13 protein-coding genes are annotated in these 19,057 nt (G+C 64.4%); 4 read left to right on the forward strand and 9 right to left on the reverse strand.

Annotation, left to right across the window (positions count from 1 at the left end; genetic code table 11):
* Nucleotides 1-575: 575 nt before the first annotated feature.
* The 9 genes from R2R70_RS13145 to R2R70_RS13185 form a co-directional block, all read right to left on the reverse strand.
* The gene (locus R2R70_RS13145) at nucleotides 576-1,526 is read right to left on the reverse strand and encodes a glycosyltransferase family A protein (RefSeq protein ID WP_410978249.1); all 951 of its coding nucleotides are present in this window, start codon (nucleotides 1,524-1,526) and stop codon (nucleotides 576-578) included.
* Nucleotides 1,510-2,265, reverse strand: coding sequence for a glycosyltransferase family 2 protein (locus R2R70_RS13150; RefSeq protein ID WP_043334128.1), 756 nt, complete (start codon nucleotides 2,263-2,265; stop codon nucleotides 1,510-1,512). Before R2R70_RS13150 ends, R2R70_RS13145 begins: the two co-directional genes overlap by 17 nt.
* Nucleotides 2,258-3,532 (reverse strand): glycosyltransferase, encoded by a 1,275-nt coding sequence (locus R2R70_RS13155; RefSeq protein WP_410978250.1) that lies wholly within the window; start codon nucleotides 3,530-3,532, stop codon nucleotides 2,258-2,260. Before R2R70_RS13155 ends, R2R70_RS13150 begins: the two co-directional genes overlap by 8 nt.
* A 1-nt stretch (nucleotide 3,533) precedes the next feature.
* Entirely contained in the window at nucleotides 3,534-5,051 is a 1,518-nt protein-coding gene (locus R2R70_RS13160; RefSeq protein ID WP_410978251.1) for a polysaccharide pyruvyl transferase family protein, read from the reverse strand.
* 151 nt (nucleotides 5,052-5,202) lie between these two features.
* Entirely contained in the window at nucleotides 5,203-6,594 is a 1,392-nt protein-coding gene (locus tag R2R70_RS13165; RefSeq protein ID WP_410978252.1) for a hypothetical protein, read from the reverse strand.
* Nucleotides 6,591-7,658: an EpsG family protein gene (locus R2R70_RS13170; RefSeq protein WP_131432419.1), complete on the reverse strand. Its 1,068-nt coding sequence runs from the start codon at nucleotides 7,656-7,658 to the stop codon at nucleotides 6,591-6,593. Before R2R70_RS13170 ends, R2R70_RS13165 begins: the two co-directional genes overlap by 4 nt.
* Nucleotides 7,659-7,660: 2 nt before the next feature.
* On the reverse strand, nucleotides 7,661-8,956 hold the full coding sequence (locus R2R70_RS13175; RefSeq protein ID WP_410978253.1) for a sugar transferase: 1,296 nt from the start codon (nucleotides 8,954-8,956) through the stop codon (nucleotides 7,661-7,663).
* Nucleotides 8,957-9,154: 198 nt separating this feature from the next.
* Nucleotides 9,155-11,518: a GNVR domain-containing protein gene (locus R2R70_RS13180; RefSeq protein WP_410978254.1), complete on the reverse strand. Its 2,364-nt coding sequence runs from the start codon at nucleotides 11,516-11,518 to the stop codon at nucleotides 9,155-9,157.
* A gap of 73 nt (nucleotides 11,519-11,591) precedes the next feature.
* The gene (locus R2R70_RS13185; RefSeq protein ID WP_410978255.1) at nucleotides 11,592-12,791 is read right to left on the reverse strand and encodes a polysaccharide export protein; all 1,200 of its coding nucleotides are present in this window, start codon (nucleotides 12,789-12,791) and stop codon (nucleotides 11,592-11,594) included.
* A gap of 1,442 nt (nucleotides 12,792-14,233) precedes the next feature.
* On the opposite strand from R2R70_RS13185, the gene R2R70_RS13190 reads away from it, so the two are divergent.
* From R2R70_RS13190 to R2R70_RS13205, 4 genes are all read left to right on the forward strand, one after another.
* Nucleotides 14,234-14,710: a hypothetical protein gene (locus R2R70_RS13190; protein ID WP_410978256.1), complete on the forward strand. Its 477-nt coding sequence runs from the start codon at nucleotides 14,234-14,236 to the stop codon at nucleotides 14,708-14,710.
* Nucleotides 14,710-15,498, forward strand: a complete 789-nt coding sequence (locus R2R70_RS13195) for a YjbF family lipoprotein (protein WP_410978257.1) — start codon at nucleotides 14,710-14,712, stop codon at nucleotides 15,496-15,498. The genes R2R70_RS13190 and R2R70_RS13195 overlap by 1 nt, the downstream gene beginning before the upstream one ends.
* Nucleotides 15,492-16,388, forward strand: coding sequence for a hypothetical protein (locus R2R70_RS13200; protein WP_410978258.1), 897 nt, complete (start codon nucleotides 15,492-15,494; stop codon nucleotides 16,386-16,388). The genes R2R70_RS13195 and R2R70_RS13200 overlap by 7 nt, the downstream gene beginning before the upstream one ends.
* Before the next feature lie 99 nt (nucleotides 16,389-16,487).
* Nucleotides 16,488-18,980 carry a YjbH domain-containing protein gene (locus R2R70_RS13205; RefSeq protein ID WP_410978259.1) on the forward strand — a complete coding sequence of 831 codons (2,493 nt, stop codon included), beginning with the start codon at nucleotides 16,488-16,490 and terminating at the stop codon, nucleotides 18,978-18,980.
* Nucleotides 18,981-19,057 lie beyond the last annotated feature (77 nt).

Genomic DNA, 19,057 nt, shown 5'->3' on the forward strand with positions numbered 1-19,057 from the left:
TTTTCAGCGGCAATCGAGGTGGACTCCATGGCATTTCGCCGTAAAGTCCTGCTCCCTCATGACTCCCTCGGGTTTCCCTTGGGTCTCTCTCAAGAGATGTCTTCGCAGGCGGAATTTCTCGCCTTCATTAGCCGAAAAAGAAATGCCGACAGTGTCCTGTGCAAGAGGATCCCCCCCATTGAACAGCGATATTTCGTGACAGCGGCGCGAGGTTACCCAACCCACGGGCCAGAAGGCTCGCAGGTGGTTGCAGGTAGACTGCAGGTAACTCGCAGGGAAAAGACGCGCCGCTTGAGTCAGTGACGGGCAATCATCGCTGCCCGAAGTGTGGCTCTGTTATAAAGCAACTTCGTGAAAAGTCATCCTGTCGGGCGCAATATGATCCAAAACATGACCCTATATAACTTGTGACTTATCTTTCTGATCCTGCCTGTCGCAACTTCTCTGATATGCCGCTTGATCAATTGACTACCCGGGCGGCAATGGCCACCTCATGGATGGCCATGCCTTCACGCTAGAGTCGTCATCAAATCAGAACCGTCAGTCAATGAGAGCCATCAGCGGCGCGGCAGCCATCAGCGAAAGTAATGCTTCGCGAAGGTCGCCAGGTGGCCATGCTTCATGGCGACCGGCGCCTTGCGCAGGAAAAAGGCCAATGACAACGGCGAGAAACGACTGCCGGTGGCGCGGGCAAACATGCGCCCTTTGGTGCGCGCCTTGGCCGGCGTGCTGTAGAAGTCGCTGCCGGAGGTGACCCCCGCATGGGCGACGATGCCCAGATTGGCACGCATCAGACGCGCGCCCTGACGACGCGCATCGCTCAGCACGATGAACTCCTCGCCGGAGGGTTGATCGGTGCCCAGGCCGAACTGCTCATCGAAGCGTGCATGGAACTGGCAGAGATCCAGCGCCATGTCGACCGAGCGCACGCGCGCCAGTGACATGAGGCTGTGGGTCTTGAAGGACACCGGCGGCGCGGGCCGATCCGGGTCCCGCTCATGCAACGGGAAGGCCTTGACGTGGGGGAAGCTGATCGCGGCCGCTTCGGTGCAGGTGAAGGCTTCCATCACCAGCGCGACTGCCTGGGGATGCAGCTCGATGTCGTCATCCAGCACATAGGCGTAGCGCGTGGCACAGGCGGCAAGCGCCGTGTTGCGACTCTTCGAAAGGCCCCGCCCGTCGATCGCCAGGTACTCGAAACGACTATCGAAATTGGCCAGCGCGTACTCGCGGTATTGCTCGCGGCTCGCGGGGTCTGACAGTTGGTGCACGATCAAAAAGCGCGCCCCGGGCAGCGCATCATGACGTGGCACGCTATAGAGGCCGCCATCCAGGGTCGAGATCAGGAAGGTCAGCTCCGGCACCTGACGACGCGCGCTGTCATCCACCTGGCGTGCCCCGACCAGCACCCGCGGGCGCGAATCGAGGGTCGGCTGCGCGCTTGCATCGGCATGGCGGGAAGCCGCCGTGGACTCGGTGGAAGGTGTCGCGGACGCCGCGACATCCTGTTCAACGATGTTTTGCATAACCGTTCACCGCGTAATGGACAAAGTTGCGACTGGCGCTGATCACATCCATCCCCAGCACCTCACGATACAGACGCCACTGATAGGCGGCGGCCTTGAACTTGTTGGACGACACGCTGCTCTCGCGACGCGTATAGCGCGCCAGCGGTTCCGGCATGCCCTGCGCCGGGCCCAGCTGACCGATGATGATCAGCCACAGCGCCAGGTCCTGACGCTTGCGGATCGTCGGCATGTAGAAGCGCCCATAACGACCGGCGTCATAGATGGCGGTCAGGCAGCCGATGGAGTTGGAGCGCAGCATGTCGTCACGCGTCAGGCGCTCGGGCGGCGCGAAGTACGAGACGTGCTCGCCCTGCTCATCGACCATCTCGTAGCCGGTGTAGGAAAGCCCGGCGCCGGTGTCCTGCATGAAGGCGATCTGGCGTTCGATCTTCTCGGGCAGCCAGGCATCGTCGGCATCCAGAAAGGCGATGTAGCGGCCCTTGGCCTCGGCGATGGCACGGTTGCGTGCCCGGCCCGGGCCACCGTTGGTGTCGGTTTCCAGCACGCGGATCTCGACGCCAGCGGTGTCCAGCGCGGCGAAGTCGTCACGCAGACGACTGGCGGCACCATCCGGCGAGGCATCGTCGCTGATCAGGATCTCGCGTACCGGCTCGCTCTGGGCCAGTACCGAGTCGACGGCGGCGTGCAGGCGGCGGTCATAGCCGTAGTTGGGCATGATGACGGAGACATCAGCCATGGGCCTTCTCCTCAAGCGGCTGTCGCTGAACGCGACGCGAGTGTGTGTCTGGGCGCGTATCTGCGGATGAGTCCTGACGCGCCTGCTCGGTAGTCGCCGCATCGCCGGGCGTCGGCGGCGCGAGACGAGAGATCAGACGCTGATATTGCGGCAGCACCGCGTGCGCGCTGTAGCGATCAAAGCTCTGCCAGGCACCGTTTGAGAGACGCAGCAGAAGCTCGTCATCGAACTCGAGGCGCGCCAGCTCGTGGGCAAGCTCCGCGATGATGGCGGCATCTTCACTGCCATCCGGCTCCGCGCTGAGCATCCCGTCATGGCCATGTTCGATCAGCGCCAGCGGTCCGGAACGCACCGGGCGCGACAGGCACGGCAGCCCTTCACGCTTGGCCTCGATCACGTTCATCGGCAGGCATTCGCGCTCCGAGGTCAGCAGCAACAGGCGTGCGCGCCGCAGCTCGTGGGAGACGTCCCTGAGCGCGCCGGTGAACAGCACCTGAGTGCCGGCAGGCACCGTGCTGTCGTTGGCGCCCTGGAAGACGCGCAGGCCCAGCTCGTTGCACATCGCCAGGAGGCGTTCACGCTCCGGGCCGTCACCGACCACCACCAGGCGACCGCGACGGTAGCCGGAATCCGCGAAGGCACGAATCGCTAGATCGAGGCGCTTGATCGGCGCCAGACGCCCGACCATCACCACATCGACCTGATGCTCGCAGCCGCTGCGTGCCTCGTCCGCCCGCTGGTCATCCAGATAATTGGGAATCACCGTCGGCGTGAGGCCGCGGCGACGCCAGCATTCGGCATCGACCTCATTGAGCACCTGCAGCACGTCGAGGTGGCGATAGGCCAGCTGCTTGACGATGCGCTTGGCACGCCGGTCGTGGTGATAGGCGCTGTGCTCCTGGGCGATGATGCGCGTGCGCGGACGCGGACGCCCCTCGCCATCGACGCCACCGGTGCCGCGTGCCGCCAGCTGCGCTGCCAGATGAAAGGCGAAGTAGCCGCTGACCATCACCTCGATCCGCTCCTCCAGCATCAGGCGACGCAGATGCGTCACCCAATGGCGGAAGTTCTGGCGCGTGCCGGTGGCGGGCAGCCCGAGGGTGCGATATTCGACACCCTCCAGACGCCCCCAGTAGGGCTCGCCTTCGCGCACCGAGACCAGCGTGACCCGGTGGCTGGCGCTCAGGTCCCGCGCCAGACCATGCATCACCTTCTCGACGCCACCACAGGCACTGATGTCCTGAATCAACAGAGCGACATGTGCCATATCAGGCTCCTCGCACGACAGGCTCGCTGTCGTGAGCGGCAGTCGCGCTGTTGTCGCCGGCAGGCGCATCCGCGGCCATGGCAGCGGCCGGCGCGGCCGCCTCGGCAGCAGCTGGCTTGGCCGCCACCGGTGCCGGGAAGGCAGCGTCATTGAGCTTCAATTCACGCTGCCCCCAGACGCCGGCACGCCCCGGTGCACGGCGCAAGAAGTCACGCGTGATGTCGGCGGTGATCGCCAGCTTCTCGGCGATGACCTTCTCGGCCAGCGCCGGGAAGGCCTTGTCGGCGACCAGCTGTTCGATATCGGCCACGATGCGTGCCGGGTCGAAGTTCTCGATGTCCTGCACGCTGTCGCCGAGACCGAAGTCACGCATGATGCCCGGCGCCTTGGGACCGCAGTAGGACAGCGCGTAGACCGGTGTACCGGACATCAGCGCAAAGATGACCGAGTGGAAGCGGGTGCCGACCAGGAACTGGGCATCGCGATAGAGATCGACCAGCGCATCCGGGCTCGGGTCGCCCTGCACCAGCTCGACACGCGTGGCGAGGTCTTCCCCACCCGCCGTGGCCAAGGCCTTCTGCAGATGATCGAACACCAGCTGGGAGATGCGCTGGTCATTCTCGATATCGGTCGGGCCCAGCACGTGCGGTACCACCAGCAGGCGCTCGATGCCCAGACGCTCGCGGGATTCCAGCAGTGAGCGCGACAGCACCTCGACACGCTCGGCGAAGGCTTGCTGATCCAGCCCCCACCAGTCGCGCAGGGTGATCACGGCGTACGGCGAGGCCACGCCATTCGGCGCCTTGACCGCAGCATGCTCGTCGCTGGCACGCGGGGCCATGGCGAAGGCCATGTCGGTGCCCAGCAGGGCGTGCGGCAGCTTCGGGTCGGCCTTCTGGGTCATGGCGTGAGTGATTTCCTCACGCGAGACCACCAGGCAATCGCTCAGGGTGCGCAGGAAGAAGCGCTCCTGGGCCGGGGTCTTGAACGGGCCGAAGGAGTGACCCAGCAGCAAGACGCGCTTGCCAGCCTTGCGGGCCAGCATCACCGGCGCCAGATAGCCGATCAGCGCCAGCCACGAGGACAGCGTCTTCTTGAAGCTGCCGTTGTGGAAGATATGACCGCCCTTGACAACCACCAGGTCCGCGGCGTCGATGATGTCGTTGCCACTCTTGCCCTGCTTGCCGAACATCATCTTGGCGCCCAGGCCGAGCAGCGAGGTCACGAAGCGCAGCTTGTCACGCATCGGCGGCATCAGCGGCTGGCCGACGGTGACGCGTTCACGGTAGCGACGACGAATATGGCGGAACGGGCCGCGCTCGGTGGCGAACACCTGATCATCGATGGGCAGGATGTCGATGCGGTGGCCTTCGGCCTTGGCCACGCCGGCGCCGGAGACATCGCTGCGCCCCTGTTCGGCATCGATCAGCTGATCGAGGAAGTCGATGGTGCCCATCAGGATGGCGGAGTCGCCCTTGTTGTCGTCATGCCATCCGTGCGTCATGCATATCTTGGCCATGCTGTTCGTCCTTCTGTCCGTAATGTCGCGATTCGAACGCGCGATGCCTGAGGGCTGTGTCTGCATGCCCGGCATCGCCGTCATGTCATCAACCGGAAGGCGCAGATGCTGACCTTCCGATTCCTGCTGCGCTCGTGAAGCCCGGTCAGGCTCAGGCACTCGCCGCAGCGTTGTCTTCGTGTGCCTTGCCACCGCGGGAGAGTGATGGCTGAAAGAGGATCGCCATCGCCAGCATCACCACTTCGGCGGCGACCGGCACACACAGGAAGAGGCTGTAGAGATCGACGCCCAGAAGGCTGCCGGTGTCGCCGGACGCGTTGCCCAGCGAGTGATTGAGCGCCGCGATCGCAAGTCCCCCACCGACCACCAGCGTGGCGCCGGTGCTCTGGCACAGCAGGCGCTTGCCGTTGAGACGCAGCGCGGCCAGACGCGTGAAGGCGCAGGTGACGAAGGCGTGCACCAGATAGACCAGCGCGAAGGCGCGCAGCGTCAGGGTCAGGCGCGGGTAGGCGCCGCTCAGGAAGTGTTCCGCCAGCCATGGCGCGATCAGCGCCAGTCCTCCCGCCACCGGCAGCGCGAAGCCACTGGCGATGACCAGGTACTCCTTGAGGCGCGCATCGCCGTGGGTCAGCTTGGGCAGGTAGTAGCGATACAGGCTGGTGGGGAAGACATAGAGCGCGAACACGATGGAGGTCACCACCGAGACACTGGCCACCTGAGCGGGCGCAAATGCCAGCCCGGCCAGAATCACCCACGCCTGCAGGTAGGCGAACGACATCAGGTTGTTGTAGAGAAAGCCGCGACCACGCGCGAAATCGGCCTTGCTCGGCAAGCGACGCTGGCCCGCGCCCTCTTGGTCCGCGCCCTCATGGCCTGCCGCCGCGTCGGCCTCGGCCCGGGCATCCGCTAGCGCATCACGCGACAGCCACATGCCCAGCGCCATCACGATGACCAGCGCGATGGCGCTGGCCATCACGAAGGTCGGCACCGGCGCCAGGCCGAACATGCCGGCGGGGGTGGTCAGGTCAGCGCTGAACTCGGCGCCGGTCACAAGCTCGACGCCCTGATGGTAGAGCGCCGGCCCAGCGGCGCAGGCGACCGCGATCGCCACCGCCAGCGAGATCAGCACCGTCATCAGATTGACGCGACCCAGGCGCTCCTGGCGCTGCAGGCGTGAGTTGATCATCTGCAGGCCGACCTGCTCCGCCGCGGCGCGCAGCGCACAGAAGGCGAAGATGAAGGCCGACAGGCCCAGCAGCGGCGCGATGCCGACGGCGAAGCCGATCGCCAGCAAGGCATACAGCGAGATGCCGACGCCCATCCAGCGGCGCAGTGCCGGCGCGCTGGCGCCGTCGCGGGTGACCAGCAACACCTCGTTGCCGCCCATGCGCGCCAGTACGCCCAGCAATACCGCGTAGTTGAGGGCCAGCGCGTATTCACCGAAGGCCTCCGGCGCCACGGCACGCGCCAGCAGCAGGCCCGCGGCGGAGGACAGGCCGCGCGCCATCAGATTGAACAGCGAGAAGATCAGCGCTTCGCTCATGACTGGCCTCCGTTGCCGACGACCAGGGCTTCATCGCTGAGGAAATAGAACTCGTAGTTGTTCAAGAAATCGTGGTCCTGATTGCCGGCCGCCACCTTCAGCGACATGAAGAACAGCGCCATCATCAGCACGCCGCTGATCAGGCTGGGCAACAGCTTGTCGCGGAAGTGCTCGATCACGTCACAGATGACGAAGATGGCGAACGGCAGGAAATAATAGCTGGCACGTGCCACATGCTCACCGTAGGTGATGAACAGGGTGTAGAGCGCCACGCCGATGAACATCAGGTTGAAGGCCCAGGGGTCCAGTGACAGGCGGAAATGCTTCCACATCACCAGGGTGCCCAGGCAGATCAACAGGTAGATGACGTAGAGCTTCTCGCCACCGCCGGAGAAATCCTCGAAATAATGCGCATAGAGGCCCAGCGCACTGAGAATGCTCTTGGCCAGCGGCCCGGCCACGAAACACAGTGGCAGCAGCCCCAGGTAGAGCCAGAACGGGTAGGCACGGCGCAGCAGCGGATAGATCACCAGCAGGGGCAGATACAGTGCCAGGGTGTAGTGGAAGCTGGTGCCGACAAGCATCAGCACCAGCGCGGGCAGCCGCATGCCGCGCTCCAGACACGCCATCGCCAGCATGAACAGCGCAATCGCCACGTGCTGCTTCACGAACCCGAAGGCCGACAGATAGATCAGCGGCAGGCAGACGAAGAACAGCAGGCACCAGGCCAGATTGCGACGGCTCATCACCAATGCCGAGACGAAGCACGACACGTAGAGGATGGCGGTGATGATGAAGAACAGCTGCGGCTCGCCCCAGGCCCGCGCCATGCGTGCCAAGGCAGCAGGTGCGGGCTCGAGAAAGCTCAGGTCGACCTGCCAGGTGGCCATCTGGCGGTACGAGAAGTAGTCGTACCCTGCGTCGTAACGCAATGCCATGAACGCCAGACACAGCCCACCGGCCAACCAGGCACCCACCATGCGGGTGCGCTCGTTGGCGGCCAGCGGCAGGATTGCCACCAGCAGGGCCATGAAGCCGACGTAATAGCCACTGACGGTCAGCATGCTCAGCGTGCCCCGAAGCCGGTCAGCATGGTCTTGATGGTACGGCCGACGATCAGCAGATCGAGCCACACGGAGAAGCGCTTGATGTAGTAGAAGTCGTGCTCGAGCTTCTCGCGGGTCTCGTCGGCGTCAGAGGCATAGCCCTGGGTGACCTGTGCCCAGCCGGTGATGCCCGGACGCACCACGTGACGGTAGTTGTAGAACGGAATCTGTTCGGCGAATTCGTTCACGAACTTGACCTGCTCCGGACGCGGGCCGATCAGGCTCATCTCGCCCTTGAGCACGTTGATGAACTGCGGCAGCTCATCGATGCGGGTCTTGCGGATCACGCGACCGATGCGGGTCACGCGCATGTCATTGGCCTGGGCGAACTGGGCGCCGGTCTTCTCGCTGTCGTGGCACATGCTACGGAACTTGAACATGCGATACGGACGACCGCCCTGGCCGACACGCTCCTGGACGAAGAACACGCCACCCGGCGAATCGAGACGGATCAGCACGGCGGTCACCAGGCAGATCGGCAGCACGAACGGTGCCACGGCGAGCACGGCCAGCATGTCGAACAGACGCTTGAACAGCTCATATTCACTGTTGGGGGCCAACTGACCGAAGCTGTTCTCACGCACCTGATCGAGCTCGACACGACCGGTCAGCGACTCGCGGACTTCGCTGGCGTCATAGACCGGAATGCGATGCAGCACGCAGTTGGCCAGGAAACGCTGCCATTCTGCCGGCATCTCGGCTTCCAGGTCGGCGACCACGCCGTTGTAGCGCTCTTCGCCCAGGTCCGGCGCGCGCATCAGGTTCCAGCGTGCCCCACGGGTGGTGAACAGGCTGCGATAGTCACCGAAGGGCACCACGGCCAGCTTGCGGATGCGGGTGCGCTGCTCGGCCCAGAAGCCGATGGAGCAGATCAGCATCGCCGCCAGCCACGAGCTGCCGAGCACGAGGCGGCTGAAGCGCAGATCCAGCGCGATCAGCACGCTCATCGCCAGCAGATAGCTGATGGTGATGGCCGGCAGCACGTAGGCGAAGGCCTTGGCGCCGGGGTAGCGCGCCATGTGACGAATCGCCTGCAATGCGAGCAGGAAGCCGCCGCTGGCGGCGATGACACTGTGCATACGCATCTCGCTGACCCACGGGCGCAGGCCATTGATCAGCAGCAGCGGGATACCCACTGCCAGAATCAGACCGACGATAGCCTGACACAGCGAGTTGAACATCAGTCGCTCGTACATGCGGGAGTGGCGCTGACGCCCTTCCAGCCCGGAGCTTGCATGGTTCGTCGTGGTATTCATATGCCGTTACCCCCTTGGCTTGCGTTCGTGTTGTGGTTCCGTTCATCACGCTCGGAGCCGCTGGTGCCGTCGCTCGACGGCGTGCTACCCGATGCTTCACCCGTACTGCCTCGGCTCTCGCCTCGACTGCCGATCCCCACTGCCAACGAGGCACGCAGTCTCAGACATCGGGTTCGCGGGCTCTAATGCAAGTGGCCGCTAACCCTTGGCGCCACCCTGATACTGATAATCGTGATAGCTGTAACCGTAGCTGTAGGTCGTGGTGGCCTTGCGCTCGACGGCATTGAGAATCGCGCCATCGACGTGCACGCCACTGGAGGCGAAGCGCTCCAGCGCCGCTTCGATTTCCTTGGGCGAGTTATGCATGAAGCGCGTCACCATCACGCTGACACCGCACTGCTTGCCGACGATGGCGGCATCGGTGACGGCCAGGATCGGCGGTGTATCGACGATGACCATGTCGAAGTTGGCGCTGGCCCACGTCAGCAGGTCGCTGAAGCGTGACTGCAACAGCAGCTCCGACGGATTGGAGGGCGAGGTGCCGCGTGCCACGTAGCACAGGTTGCTTGGCGCGCCGTTGGCGGCCACCCCTTCGCCAAGCGCCGCAGCGGCGGTCTCGGACATCGCCAGACTCGGATCGGTGATGCCACGCACGATGCTGTCGCGGTCGGCCTTGCCGAGCAGGAAGTCGCTCAGGCCCGGCGCGGCGTCGCTGTGCTGGACACCCGCCATGCTCTGGTGAACATGGCCACGGCGCATGTCGGCATCGATGACCAGCACCCGATTGCCGGCCTGGGCACAGACGGCGGCCAGGTTGGCGGACACGAAGCTCTTGCCGATGCCCGGGCTCGGGCCACAGATCATCAGGCGATTGTCGGGGGCTTCCATCATCGCGAAATGCAGGCTGGTGCGCAGACCGCGCAGGCCCTCGATGGAGAGATCCGCCGGATTGCGGATCGCCAGCAGCCCCGGCGCGACATTGTCATTGGCCGCTGCGGCGACACCGCGCCCGGTGAAGCGCTTGAAGCCACGCGCCAGACGACGATTAAGGCGTGCCTGCTCTTCGGAGAGCGGCAGGGTCGCGTGGACATTGAGACCCAGATCAGAAAGCTCCGACGGCGTCTCGATACCGCGATGCAGCATGGAGCGCAGCAGCACGAAGACCACCCCGAGCATGCCGCCCAGCAGGGTCGCGATCACCACGATCATCGCCTTGCGCGGGCTGATCGGATGCGGCTGTGCGACGGCCTCGTCCAGAATGCGGATATTGCCGATGGTGCTGGCCTGGGCGATGTTCATTTCCTGGGTCTTGTTGAGTAGCTGCACGTAGATCTGCTGATTGACCTCGACCTCACGCTCCAGACGCAGGATTTCCTGCTGGGTGTCCGGCAAGTCACCGACCTGCTTCTCCAGCTCCTTGCGGGTGCGCTGCAGGTCCGCACGCTTCTTTCGCAGCGCCACGTAGTTGGGATGACTGGGATTGAACTTGCCGGACAGCTCCGCTTCTTCCAGCTGGGTCTCATTGATCTGATTGTCGATATTGACCAGCTGCTCGAGCACCGACTTGGTCTCGAGATCCAGATTCACGCTATCGCTCTTGCCGCGATAAGCATTGAGACGGTTCTCGGCCACTTCGAGGCGCTCACGTACCGTCGGCACCTGCTTCTTGAGAAACTCGAGCGACTTCTCGGCTTCGGCGGACTGACGCTCGATGTTCTGCTGCTTGTAGGTATCGGTGATGCGCTGCAGGGTCTGCTGGGTACGCAGCGGGTCTTCGCCGACCAGCGCCAGGCCCAGCACCCCGGTTTCCTTGCCCATCTCGGCCACCGCGAAGCGTGAACGCAGCGCGTTGGTCGCTTCCAGGGTCGACTGATGCATCAGCGTGAATTCAGCGCCCCTGGCCGCGTCCAGTGCGCTGACATTGAGCGTCACCTCGCCCAGCGGGCCATCGAAGCGTGAGGCTTCGCCGACCACACCGGTGCCCAGCGCATCGCCGTCGTACTGCAATTCATACTCACCACCCTCTCCCAGCGACACCAGCGTCAGCGGCACATCGTCCCAGGCCGCCGGCACTTCCAGGCTGGCCACGTCGATCGACTCGCCTGCCCAGACCATGCTGGACCCGGCAAGCCAGCTCGGACGCGCGAATTCGTGGGTACGCAGGAAGGTGCCGATCAGCGGGTACTGATACGGCTTGACCACCAGATCCAGCTGCTCCTTCTTGACCGTATCGCCCAGCACCAGGCGTGAGGTGATGATCTGGATCTCGGACTCGGACGGTGGCGCCTCGCCACGCAGCAGGCTGGAGACATCACGCAGCGGGTTCATGTTGCCGCCGCCCTCCTCGACCTGCACCAGCGCATCGGCCTTGTAGATCGGAGTGGCCAGCAGCGCGTAGAGCACCGCCAGCACGGTGAAGGTGCCGGTGATCAGCGCCAGCGTCAGACGGCTGTCATACAGCTGGCCCAGCATGCGGCCGAGATCAAGACTGGTGCGCGCAGGCACGCTTGACGACTCGCTGGCCGAGGCCTGACGCGTGGTGTGGGAATTGCGGTTCGACATCGTTGGGTCACTCTCCTGGTGTCCTGCCCGGCCACGGCGGTGCCGGGCAGGGACGCCTTGACGACCCCTCGCCTTACTGGCCGAGGGTATCGAGGTTGTCCTGGATTTCGGTGCTGTAGTAGATGGAACTCACCGTCGGCAGCAGCTGGCTAATCACACGGTTCCAGCGCGAGACCGGTGCGGCGGTGACATAGACGACGTCCTGCGGCTTGAGGCCGAAGTCCGCGCCCAGAATCAGCGCCGTGGAATTGCGCGCATCCAGCTGATAGACGGTGGCCAGCTTCTCGGGGTCTTCACGATCACGACGGATGACGAAGATGCCCGACGCATCGGCGGAGTTTTCCTTGATACCGCCGGCACGCGCGATGGCATCGGTCAGCGAGATCGGGCTTCTGCCCAGCGGCAGGCTGATGGACTTGTCCACCTCGCCCATCACGAACACCTTCTGGGTACCGACGTCCGGCACGTAGAGGGTGTCGCCATCCTTGAGCAGGCGGTCATTGCCCGCCTCATCGTTGGCGCCATTGCGCTCGGCCAGCAGCTCATAGAGGGAGATGGTGGTCTCTTCGCCATTGCGCTTGAGCACCACGTTGTGCCAATCGGCGTCTTCGGACAGACCACCCGCCGCCGCGATGGCGTCCAGCAGGCTCAGCGGCACATCGCTGATCGGTTGCACGCCGGGAGACTGGACCTCGCCGGTGATCCGCACCTTCTGGCTGCGGAAGGCGGCGACCTTGACGTCGATCTGCGGCGCGTTGAGATAGGGCTGCAGCTTCTCGCCGAGATCACGGCGAATCTGGTCCAGCGTCATGCCACTGACCTTGACGCGACCGACATAGGGATAGAACAGAGTGCCATCGGCGTGCACGACGTTGCCGGCTTCCTGCGCACTGCGCTCGGAACCCGTCGGCAAGGTCAGCTCGGGATGGTCATAGACGATGATGGTCAGGATGTCGCCGGGGCCGACACGGTACTGATAGTCCGGTGCCAGACTGGCGCGCGTGCTGCTGTTGAGCTCCTGGGCCAGCGCCTTTTCAAGCTCACGACGCTGCCTGTCATCGCCACTGGACTGGCGTGATTCGGCGTCTGCGCGCGCCTGGGCCTTGATCAGGCCAAAGGTGATCGGTTCCACATCGACGATGTCGTCCACCGGCGCAGCGCTGGTGTCGTAGTCGATGTTGCCACCGGGGGCGAAGACGCACCCGGCGAGCCCGGTGAGGGCGCCGATGCTCAAGCTGGCGCCCAGAAGTCGTGCTATCAGTGCATTTTTCATCTGAAGTCCGTTGAGTCGACAGGCCCGATGAACTGGCACCCCAGTGCCATGATCATCGCGCCTTCCCCCGCCGCACATGGCCGCCGGGATGGATTCGATAACGTCTTCAGTTCCTGCTGCGTCATGCGTGTCGCCGGCCTTGCCTGGATGTCACGCGGCTGCCGAGGGTGGGCCCTCGTGCATTTAGGTACCGGACCCTGGCGGTCTCGGTGTCTTGCGTCTGGCGTCTTGGGACTGGCCGCCGCGACTTCATTCACGCTGCGCCAGTGTGATCCGCAACGCTTACAGCGATATTTCCGCCATATGAATCATGCACATGGCTTGTCATATCCCGCCGTCATCCCCAGTCAGAATGTAGGCGCATCGTTCAAGATGTACGAAACACGACCCTGAACCGCAACCGACGATGCTCAGACAGTAGATGCATTCAATGTGCTTTCCACTTGCGGCTCTGACACCACTCTCTGCATGGCGGCCTTCATGCCACTCTTGCTGTCATTTGGGCAATATCTTCAGCGCCATTGCAGAGCAAACCTTCTGTAGTTTTTTTACCGAAATTCGGCACACCTCTTTCGACCACAGCCCACTACCCATGGAGCTGCCAGAGGATCTGCCGCTGAATCAGTAACACCAATGCCGTGGCATCGCCGTGCTTTGGATCACGCCATTCGTGGCGTTTTTGGCAAGGTGACCAAACCCTGTCTGCCGTGCATTTTACCTGATACACGCCTCCCGCCAATCAGCGCTCTGTTACAAAAATCCAATAAAAACATTGGTTTGTAGCACCGCAAGTACGCTCGATGTCGCCACTTCCACGAAAGGCGCGTTGCCGATGGCAGACACCCCAAGCCCCATTTCGTCGGCAATGCGACACACTCAAGCGCAGGATTCCAGTCACCACGCGGACCCCGTCTGGCGTAGCGCCCGGTGGAATATCGACAGTCACGTCGCCAATCATCCACACCAAAATTACTCTTTTTTACATAAATAATCCTCAAGCGATCAACGCGAATAATACGCAAGGCTTCACGCTAGACAGTTCACATATTCTCGTTAACATGAGCCTCGCTTTGCCGTGACTCATCGGCTTTGTGTCTGTGCGGAGAAGGACTTCCTGCATCAACCGCTCAGCGGCTGCACCTGACAGGACTGTCAGGCGCAGACAGCAAGGCGCAACGATGAATTTCGGCAAGCGCATGACCAGGGAATACGGTCATGACAGGAACACCTCAAGACGAGGTCGCGCCACGGAGGATGCCAGGGATGGTGTCAGGGACGGCGCTCTTCTCCTCTATCGATATCTTCAGCAGCAGGTTGGATGATCGCCAGCATCTGCTGGCAGCCTCGACGCCGATGCCTCAGTCCTTGAGTCATCACGTCGTGGTCTGACATCCCTCCCTGGTCGGCTGACCGCCGACAATGCTCATCAAGGAGAGTTATCCATGCGCAAGACACATCTCGGAGCCATCATCGGCCTGACAGGTGCCCTGCTTCTCGCTGGCAATGCCATCGCGGAAGAAGAAGCGCCTCAGGGTGCGACTGGCACTATCGGTACGACCGGCACGACTGGTACGACTGGTACGACTGGGACTACCGGCACCACTGGTACGACTGGGACCACCGGCACGACCGGCACGACTGGTACCACCGGCACGACCGGCACGACTGGGACCACCGGCACGACCGGGACTACTGGTACCACCGGTACAACTGGCACCACTGGCACTACCGGCACTGTGCCGACAGGTAGCGCAGCCGGCACCGGTACTGCCAGCCAGAATGCCACCGGCAGCGTGACGCCGAGCGCCAGCAGCGGCAGCGTCGCTGCAGGTGCGGCCACCGGCACCGTCGGCGGCGGCACCGGCACGACCGGTACCACCGGGACAACCGGCACCACTGGTTCAACCGGGACTCGCTGATGAAGACGGCACGTGCGACGCAACGCTTCACGTTCTCAAGCCCTGCGCGGGGCACGGCGGCTACCTCGGTGGTCTCCCGTGCTCTGCGCAGCAGGTCGTTGGCGGCCTTCGGCACCCTCGCGTGCCTGTTGTCGCTGTCCGGCTGTGCCCAGATCGTCTCGAGTTCGCTCGGTGACGTGATGGGCAAGGACGAGTTTGACGCCACACGTGCCAGCGAGCTGCCCTATGCCTCTCTCAAGCTGAAGCATGCCAACAGCACCGCGCTGGTGGTTCTGGCGACGCTGGAAGGCAATGGGCGCATCGCGCGTTTCGAGAGTCGCGACCGCGGCATCCTCGAATTGCGCGATGGCGTCCTGTCCGCCACTTCAGGCTTTGCGCGTGATGTGGCAGACAGGCGTGAGCAAAGTACTACCGGGCGCGCTCTGGCGCGTCCGGCCTGGTTGATGGCCAGTGGCACGACCTATCAGGTCAGTGTCAGTGCGCTGTCCCCCTACCCGCGTCGGCTGGAGCGTCAGGATGCCGCCTCCACCGGCAGCCAGCGCCAGGACGACGTCGCCGTGATGCAGGTACACGAGGCCACGGCGCGACTCGAATGCGAGGCCGCTGCCCCCTATTCGCTGCCGCTGGCAGAACTGCCGCTGCAGCACTGCCGCGAGATTCTGAGCTGGGACGACGGCAGCACCACGCGCAATGACCTGTGGCGCGACGAGAACCGCGTCTGGGCGGCCGACATGACGGCCTGGCCCGATGGTCCGCGGTTCGGTTGGGAGGTCGCCAAGGCATGGTGATCCCCGTCTTCTCATCACTGGCCCGTCTGTCATCGCTGGCCCGTCTGAACAGCGCCGCCGGCCTGCTGCCACTCGGGCTGAGCGCACTGCTGGCCGCGCCCCTGGCGAGCGCTGCTGACACCCCGCTGCCGTTCAGTGCCGCGAGCACGCCGCTGGCCAGTCAGGTGCTGCAGGCGCAATGGGATGACCTGGCGCCGTCAAAAGCGCTGGATTGGCGCTATAGCTTCGTCAGCACGCCGCTGATTCGCCAGCAGATGGCCGCGCGGGCCAACCGCGTCAGCGCCGAGCTCGAACTGATCGCGGCGCGCTACGCCGTCGGCGCGAAGGACGAAAGCCCTCAGGCGCGTTACGCCGAGGCGTTGCAGGCCTGGCAGGCCTATGTCGAGCAGGGCCGCGCGCCGGACACTGACGCCGTGGTGGCACGCCTGCCCGGTCAGCTCGACCCGCGCCGCGACATGCGCGATGGCCCGCAGGCGATCCGCATCGCCCCGGGCATGGTGGTCGGGGCCTGCCAGGCGCCGCGCAGCGTGGTGATTCTGGACGCCACCGGCGTTCACGAGCGCAAGTGGACGCCGAATCTCAGTCTGGACGCGCTGATCGATGAGCGCGCCGCTGCCGGCGGCATCGGGCCAGCCGTCGAGGTCAGCCTGGTGACGCCACAGGGCCAGGTGCTGACCCGCCCGGTGGCGAGCTGGAATCGTCTGACCAGCGGCGACGCCGACCTGCCCGTCGCCCCCGGTGCCAGCGTGGTGATCAGCACGCCGGGCATCGACACCGCGCAGCAGTGGGTGAACGAGGCGTTACCGGCCTGGCTTGCCAGCCGCCTGCCGGGCCATGCCTGCCAAAGCTGGCAGCTGGACGCCGCGAAGCTGCCGACGTCCCCGCGCTAGCCGACGAGGCTGCCCCGGCGCAGCACACTGCGCCTGACCGCGAACCCAATCCCTTATTCACGTACGTGAGCCGCTGGCTTGCGTGCATGCGAGACGCCCATGTCGAGTCCTTTTCGCCCTGCCAATCACGTTACGCACTCACGCCCCGAGCAGCGCCCTGCCTTGGCACGCAATGGCTGGCTGGCACTCGGCATGGCGGGCGGATTGCTGGGCGCGCAGATCGCCCATGCGGCGACCGGCGAATCCCAGAGCGACTTCGGTGGCGTGGGTCTGATGCAGACGCCCACGGCACGTTTTGCGCCCCAGGGCGAATTGAGCTTCACCTACAGCCGCACCCAGCCCTACAAGCGGTTCAGCGTCAATGCGGCGCCCTTCGACTGGATGGAGCTGGGCTTTCGCTATGTCTCGGTGGAAACCGTCAGCTATGGCGCGGCCGCCCCGGACCGCGACTACCTGGATAAATCCTTCGACACCAAGTTCCGCCTGCTGCAGGAAGGCCGCTATCAGCCCGAAGTCGCGGTGGGCCTGCGAGATCTCGGCGGTACGGGCCTGTTCAGTTCCGAGTACCTGGTCGCCAGCAAGCGCTACGGCGACCTCGACTTCAGCCTGGGCCTCGGCTGGGGCTATCTGGGCACGCGCGGCGACTTCAGCAATCCGCTGGCAGTGGTGAGAAGCAGCCTCGAGACGCGCAGTGACTCGACCAGCGATGACGGCGGCGACTTCCAGCTCGGCAGCATGTTCAGCGGCAGCCCGGCCGTCTTCGGCGGCATCGAATACCAGACGCCCTGGGACCCGCTGACCCTGATGCTGGAATACGAAGGCAACGACTATTCTGACGAGCCACTGACGGTGGAGATCGAGCAGGACTCGCCGGTCAATCTGGGCGCGACCGTCAAGGTCAATGACAACCTGTCGCTGCATGGCGGCTGGGAGCGAGGCAACACCGCCATGCTGGGGCTGTCGCTGTCGACCAATCTAGCCGGGCTCGCCCAGGCCAAGGACGACGGCACGCCGGAAGCGGTCGCCCCCAGCACCCACAGCCGTTATCGAAATGACCAGACACCCGAGGCCTTCCGCGTGCGCTCGCTCAACGCGGACGCCTCCTCGGGCACGGCGCCCTCCGCCTACACCGCCAGCGCTACCCAACCGGCAGGCGTGGCGGCAGTGCCCTCAGCCCATGAAGAGCCCTCAGCGTATGCAGAGCCGTCAGCGGGTAAGGAGCGATCAGCGAATAAGGATCAGCAAGGCCGCCTGCTGACACTCGACTCGTTCGGCGGCGCGCCCGCGGACTCCCCGCTCGAGCCGGGCGCGACTGACGGCCCGCAGGCAGAAGATCTCCCGCGTCTTGCCGACGTGGACTGGGACGTGCTGGCCGATACCCTGCGTGCCCAGAGCGGACTTGAGGTGTCACAGCTGCGGGTCGAGGGCGACACCCTGATCGTCGAGGCCGAGGCGACGCACTTCCGCGATGACCTGCAGGCCGAAGGCCGTGCCAACCGCGTGCTGCACAACCGCCTGCCCGCCGAGATCACCACCTTCCGCTATCGCCTGAGCAGCAATGGTCTGGCGCTGCGCGAAGATGAGCATCCGCGCCAGCCCTTCGTGGCCGCCGCCAATGACCGTCGCTTCGGCGCCGAATACGAGCACTCCATCACCGCCCATGCCGCCTCGCCCCGTGCCACCTCGCCCAATAGCGCCGATGATGCGGCACGCCAGGCGTCAGGAGATGGCGTCAAGCTGGCGCGCGAGCCGTTCGGCTTCAGCTGGGGCTTCTCGCCGAGCCTCAAGCAGAACTTCGGCGGCCCCGATGGCTACCTCTATCAGCTCAACCTGCAGCTGGACGCCCTGTGGCGTACCGACCGCAATGGCTGGTTCACCGGCGTGGCGACCTATCAGCTCGCCGACAACTTCGACAGCTACGAGTACATCGCCGATTCCGAGCTGCCGCGCGTACGTACCTACGTCGGGGAATACATCAAGGAAACCGACCTGGGCATCACCAGCCTGCAGTACAACCGCACCCACCAGTTCGGGCGCGACTGGTACGCCCAGGCCTACGGCGGCATTCTCGAGATGATGTATGCCGGGGTCGGTGCCGAGCTGCTCTATCGCCCGATGAACAGCTCGCTGGCACTGGGGCTGGACATCAACCGCGTCCGCCAGCGCGAGTTCGACCAGCAGTTCGGCCTGCGTGACTACTCGGTCACCACCGGTCACGCCACCGCCTACTGGCAGTCCGGCTGGCACGATGTGCTGGTCAAGGGCTCGGTGGGGCGCTATCTGGCCGGTGATGTCGGCGCGACGCTGGACCTGTCGCGCAGCTTCTCCAACGGGGTCAGCATCGGCGCCTGGGCGACTCTGACCGATGCTGGCGATGACTACGGCGAGGGTAGCTTCGACAAGGGGCTCTACGTCAGCATCCCGCTGGATGCCTTCTTCACCACCTCCAGCAAGGGCAGCACCGGCTTTGCCTGGGCACCGCTGACCCGTGATGGTGGCGCACGCCTCAACCGCCGCTATCAGTTGTATGACATGACGCGCGATCGTGATCCCGAGACTTACTGGGAAGGCATCGACAAGGTCTACAAGTAATCCGTGCGTGAGTGTGTTTCACTGCCGGCTGAAGCGTGCCGATGTTGGCGCCTGACTCACTGTGGCTGACCCTGACC

Source organism: Cobetia sp. SIMBA_158 (genome assembly GCF_046566945.1).
Taxonomy (GTDB): domain Bacteria; phylum Pseudomonadota; class Gammaproteobacteria; order Pseudomonadales; family Halomonadaceae; genus Cobetia; species Cobetia amphilecti.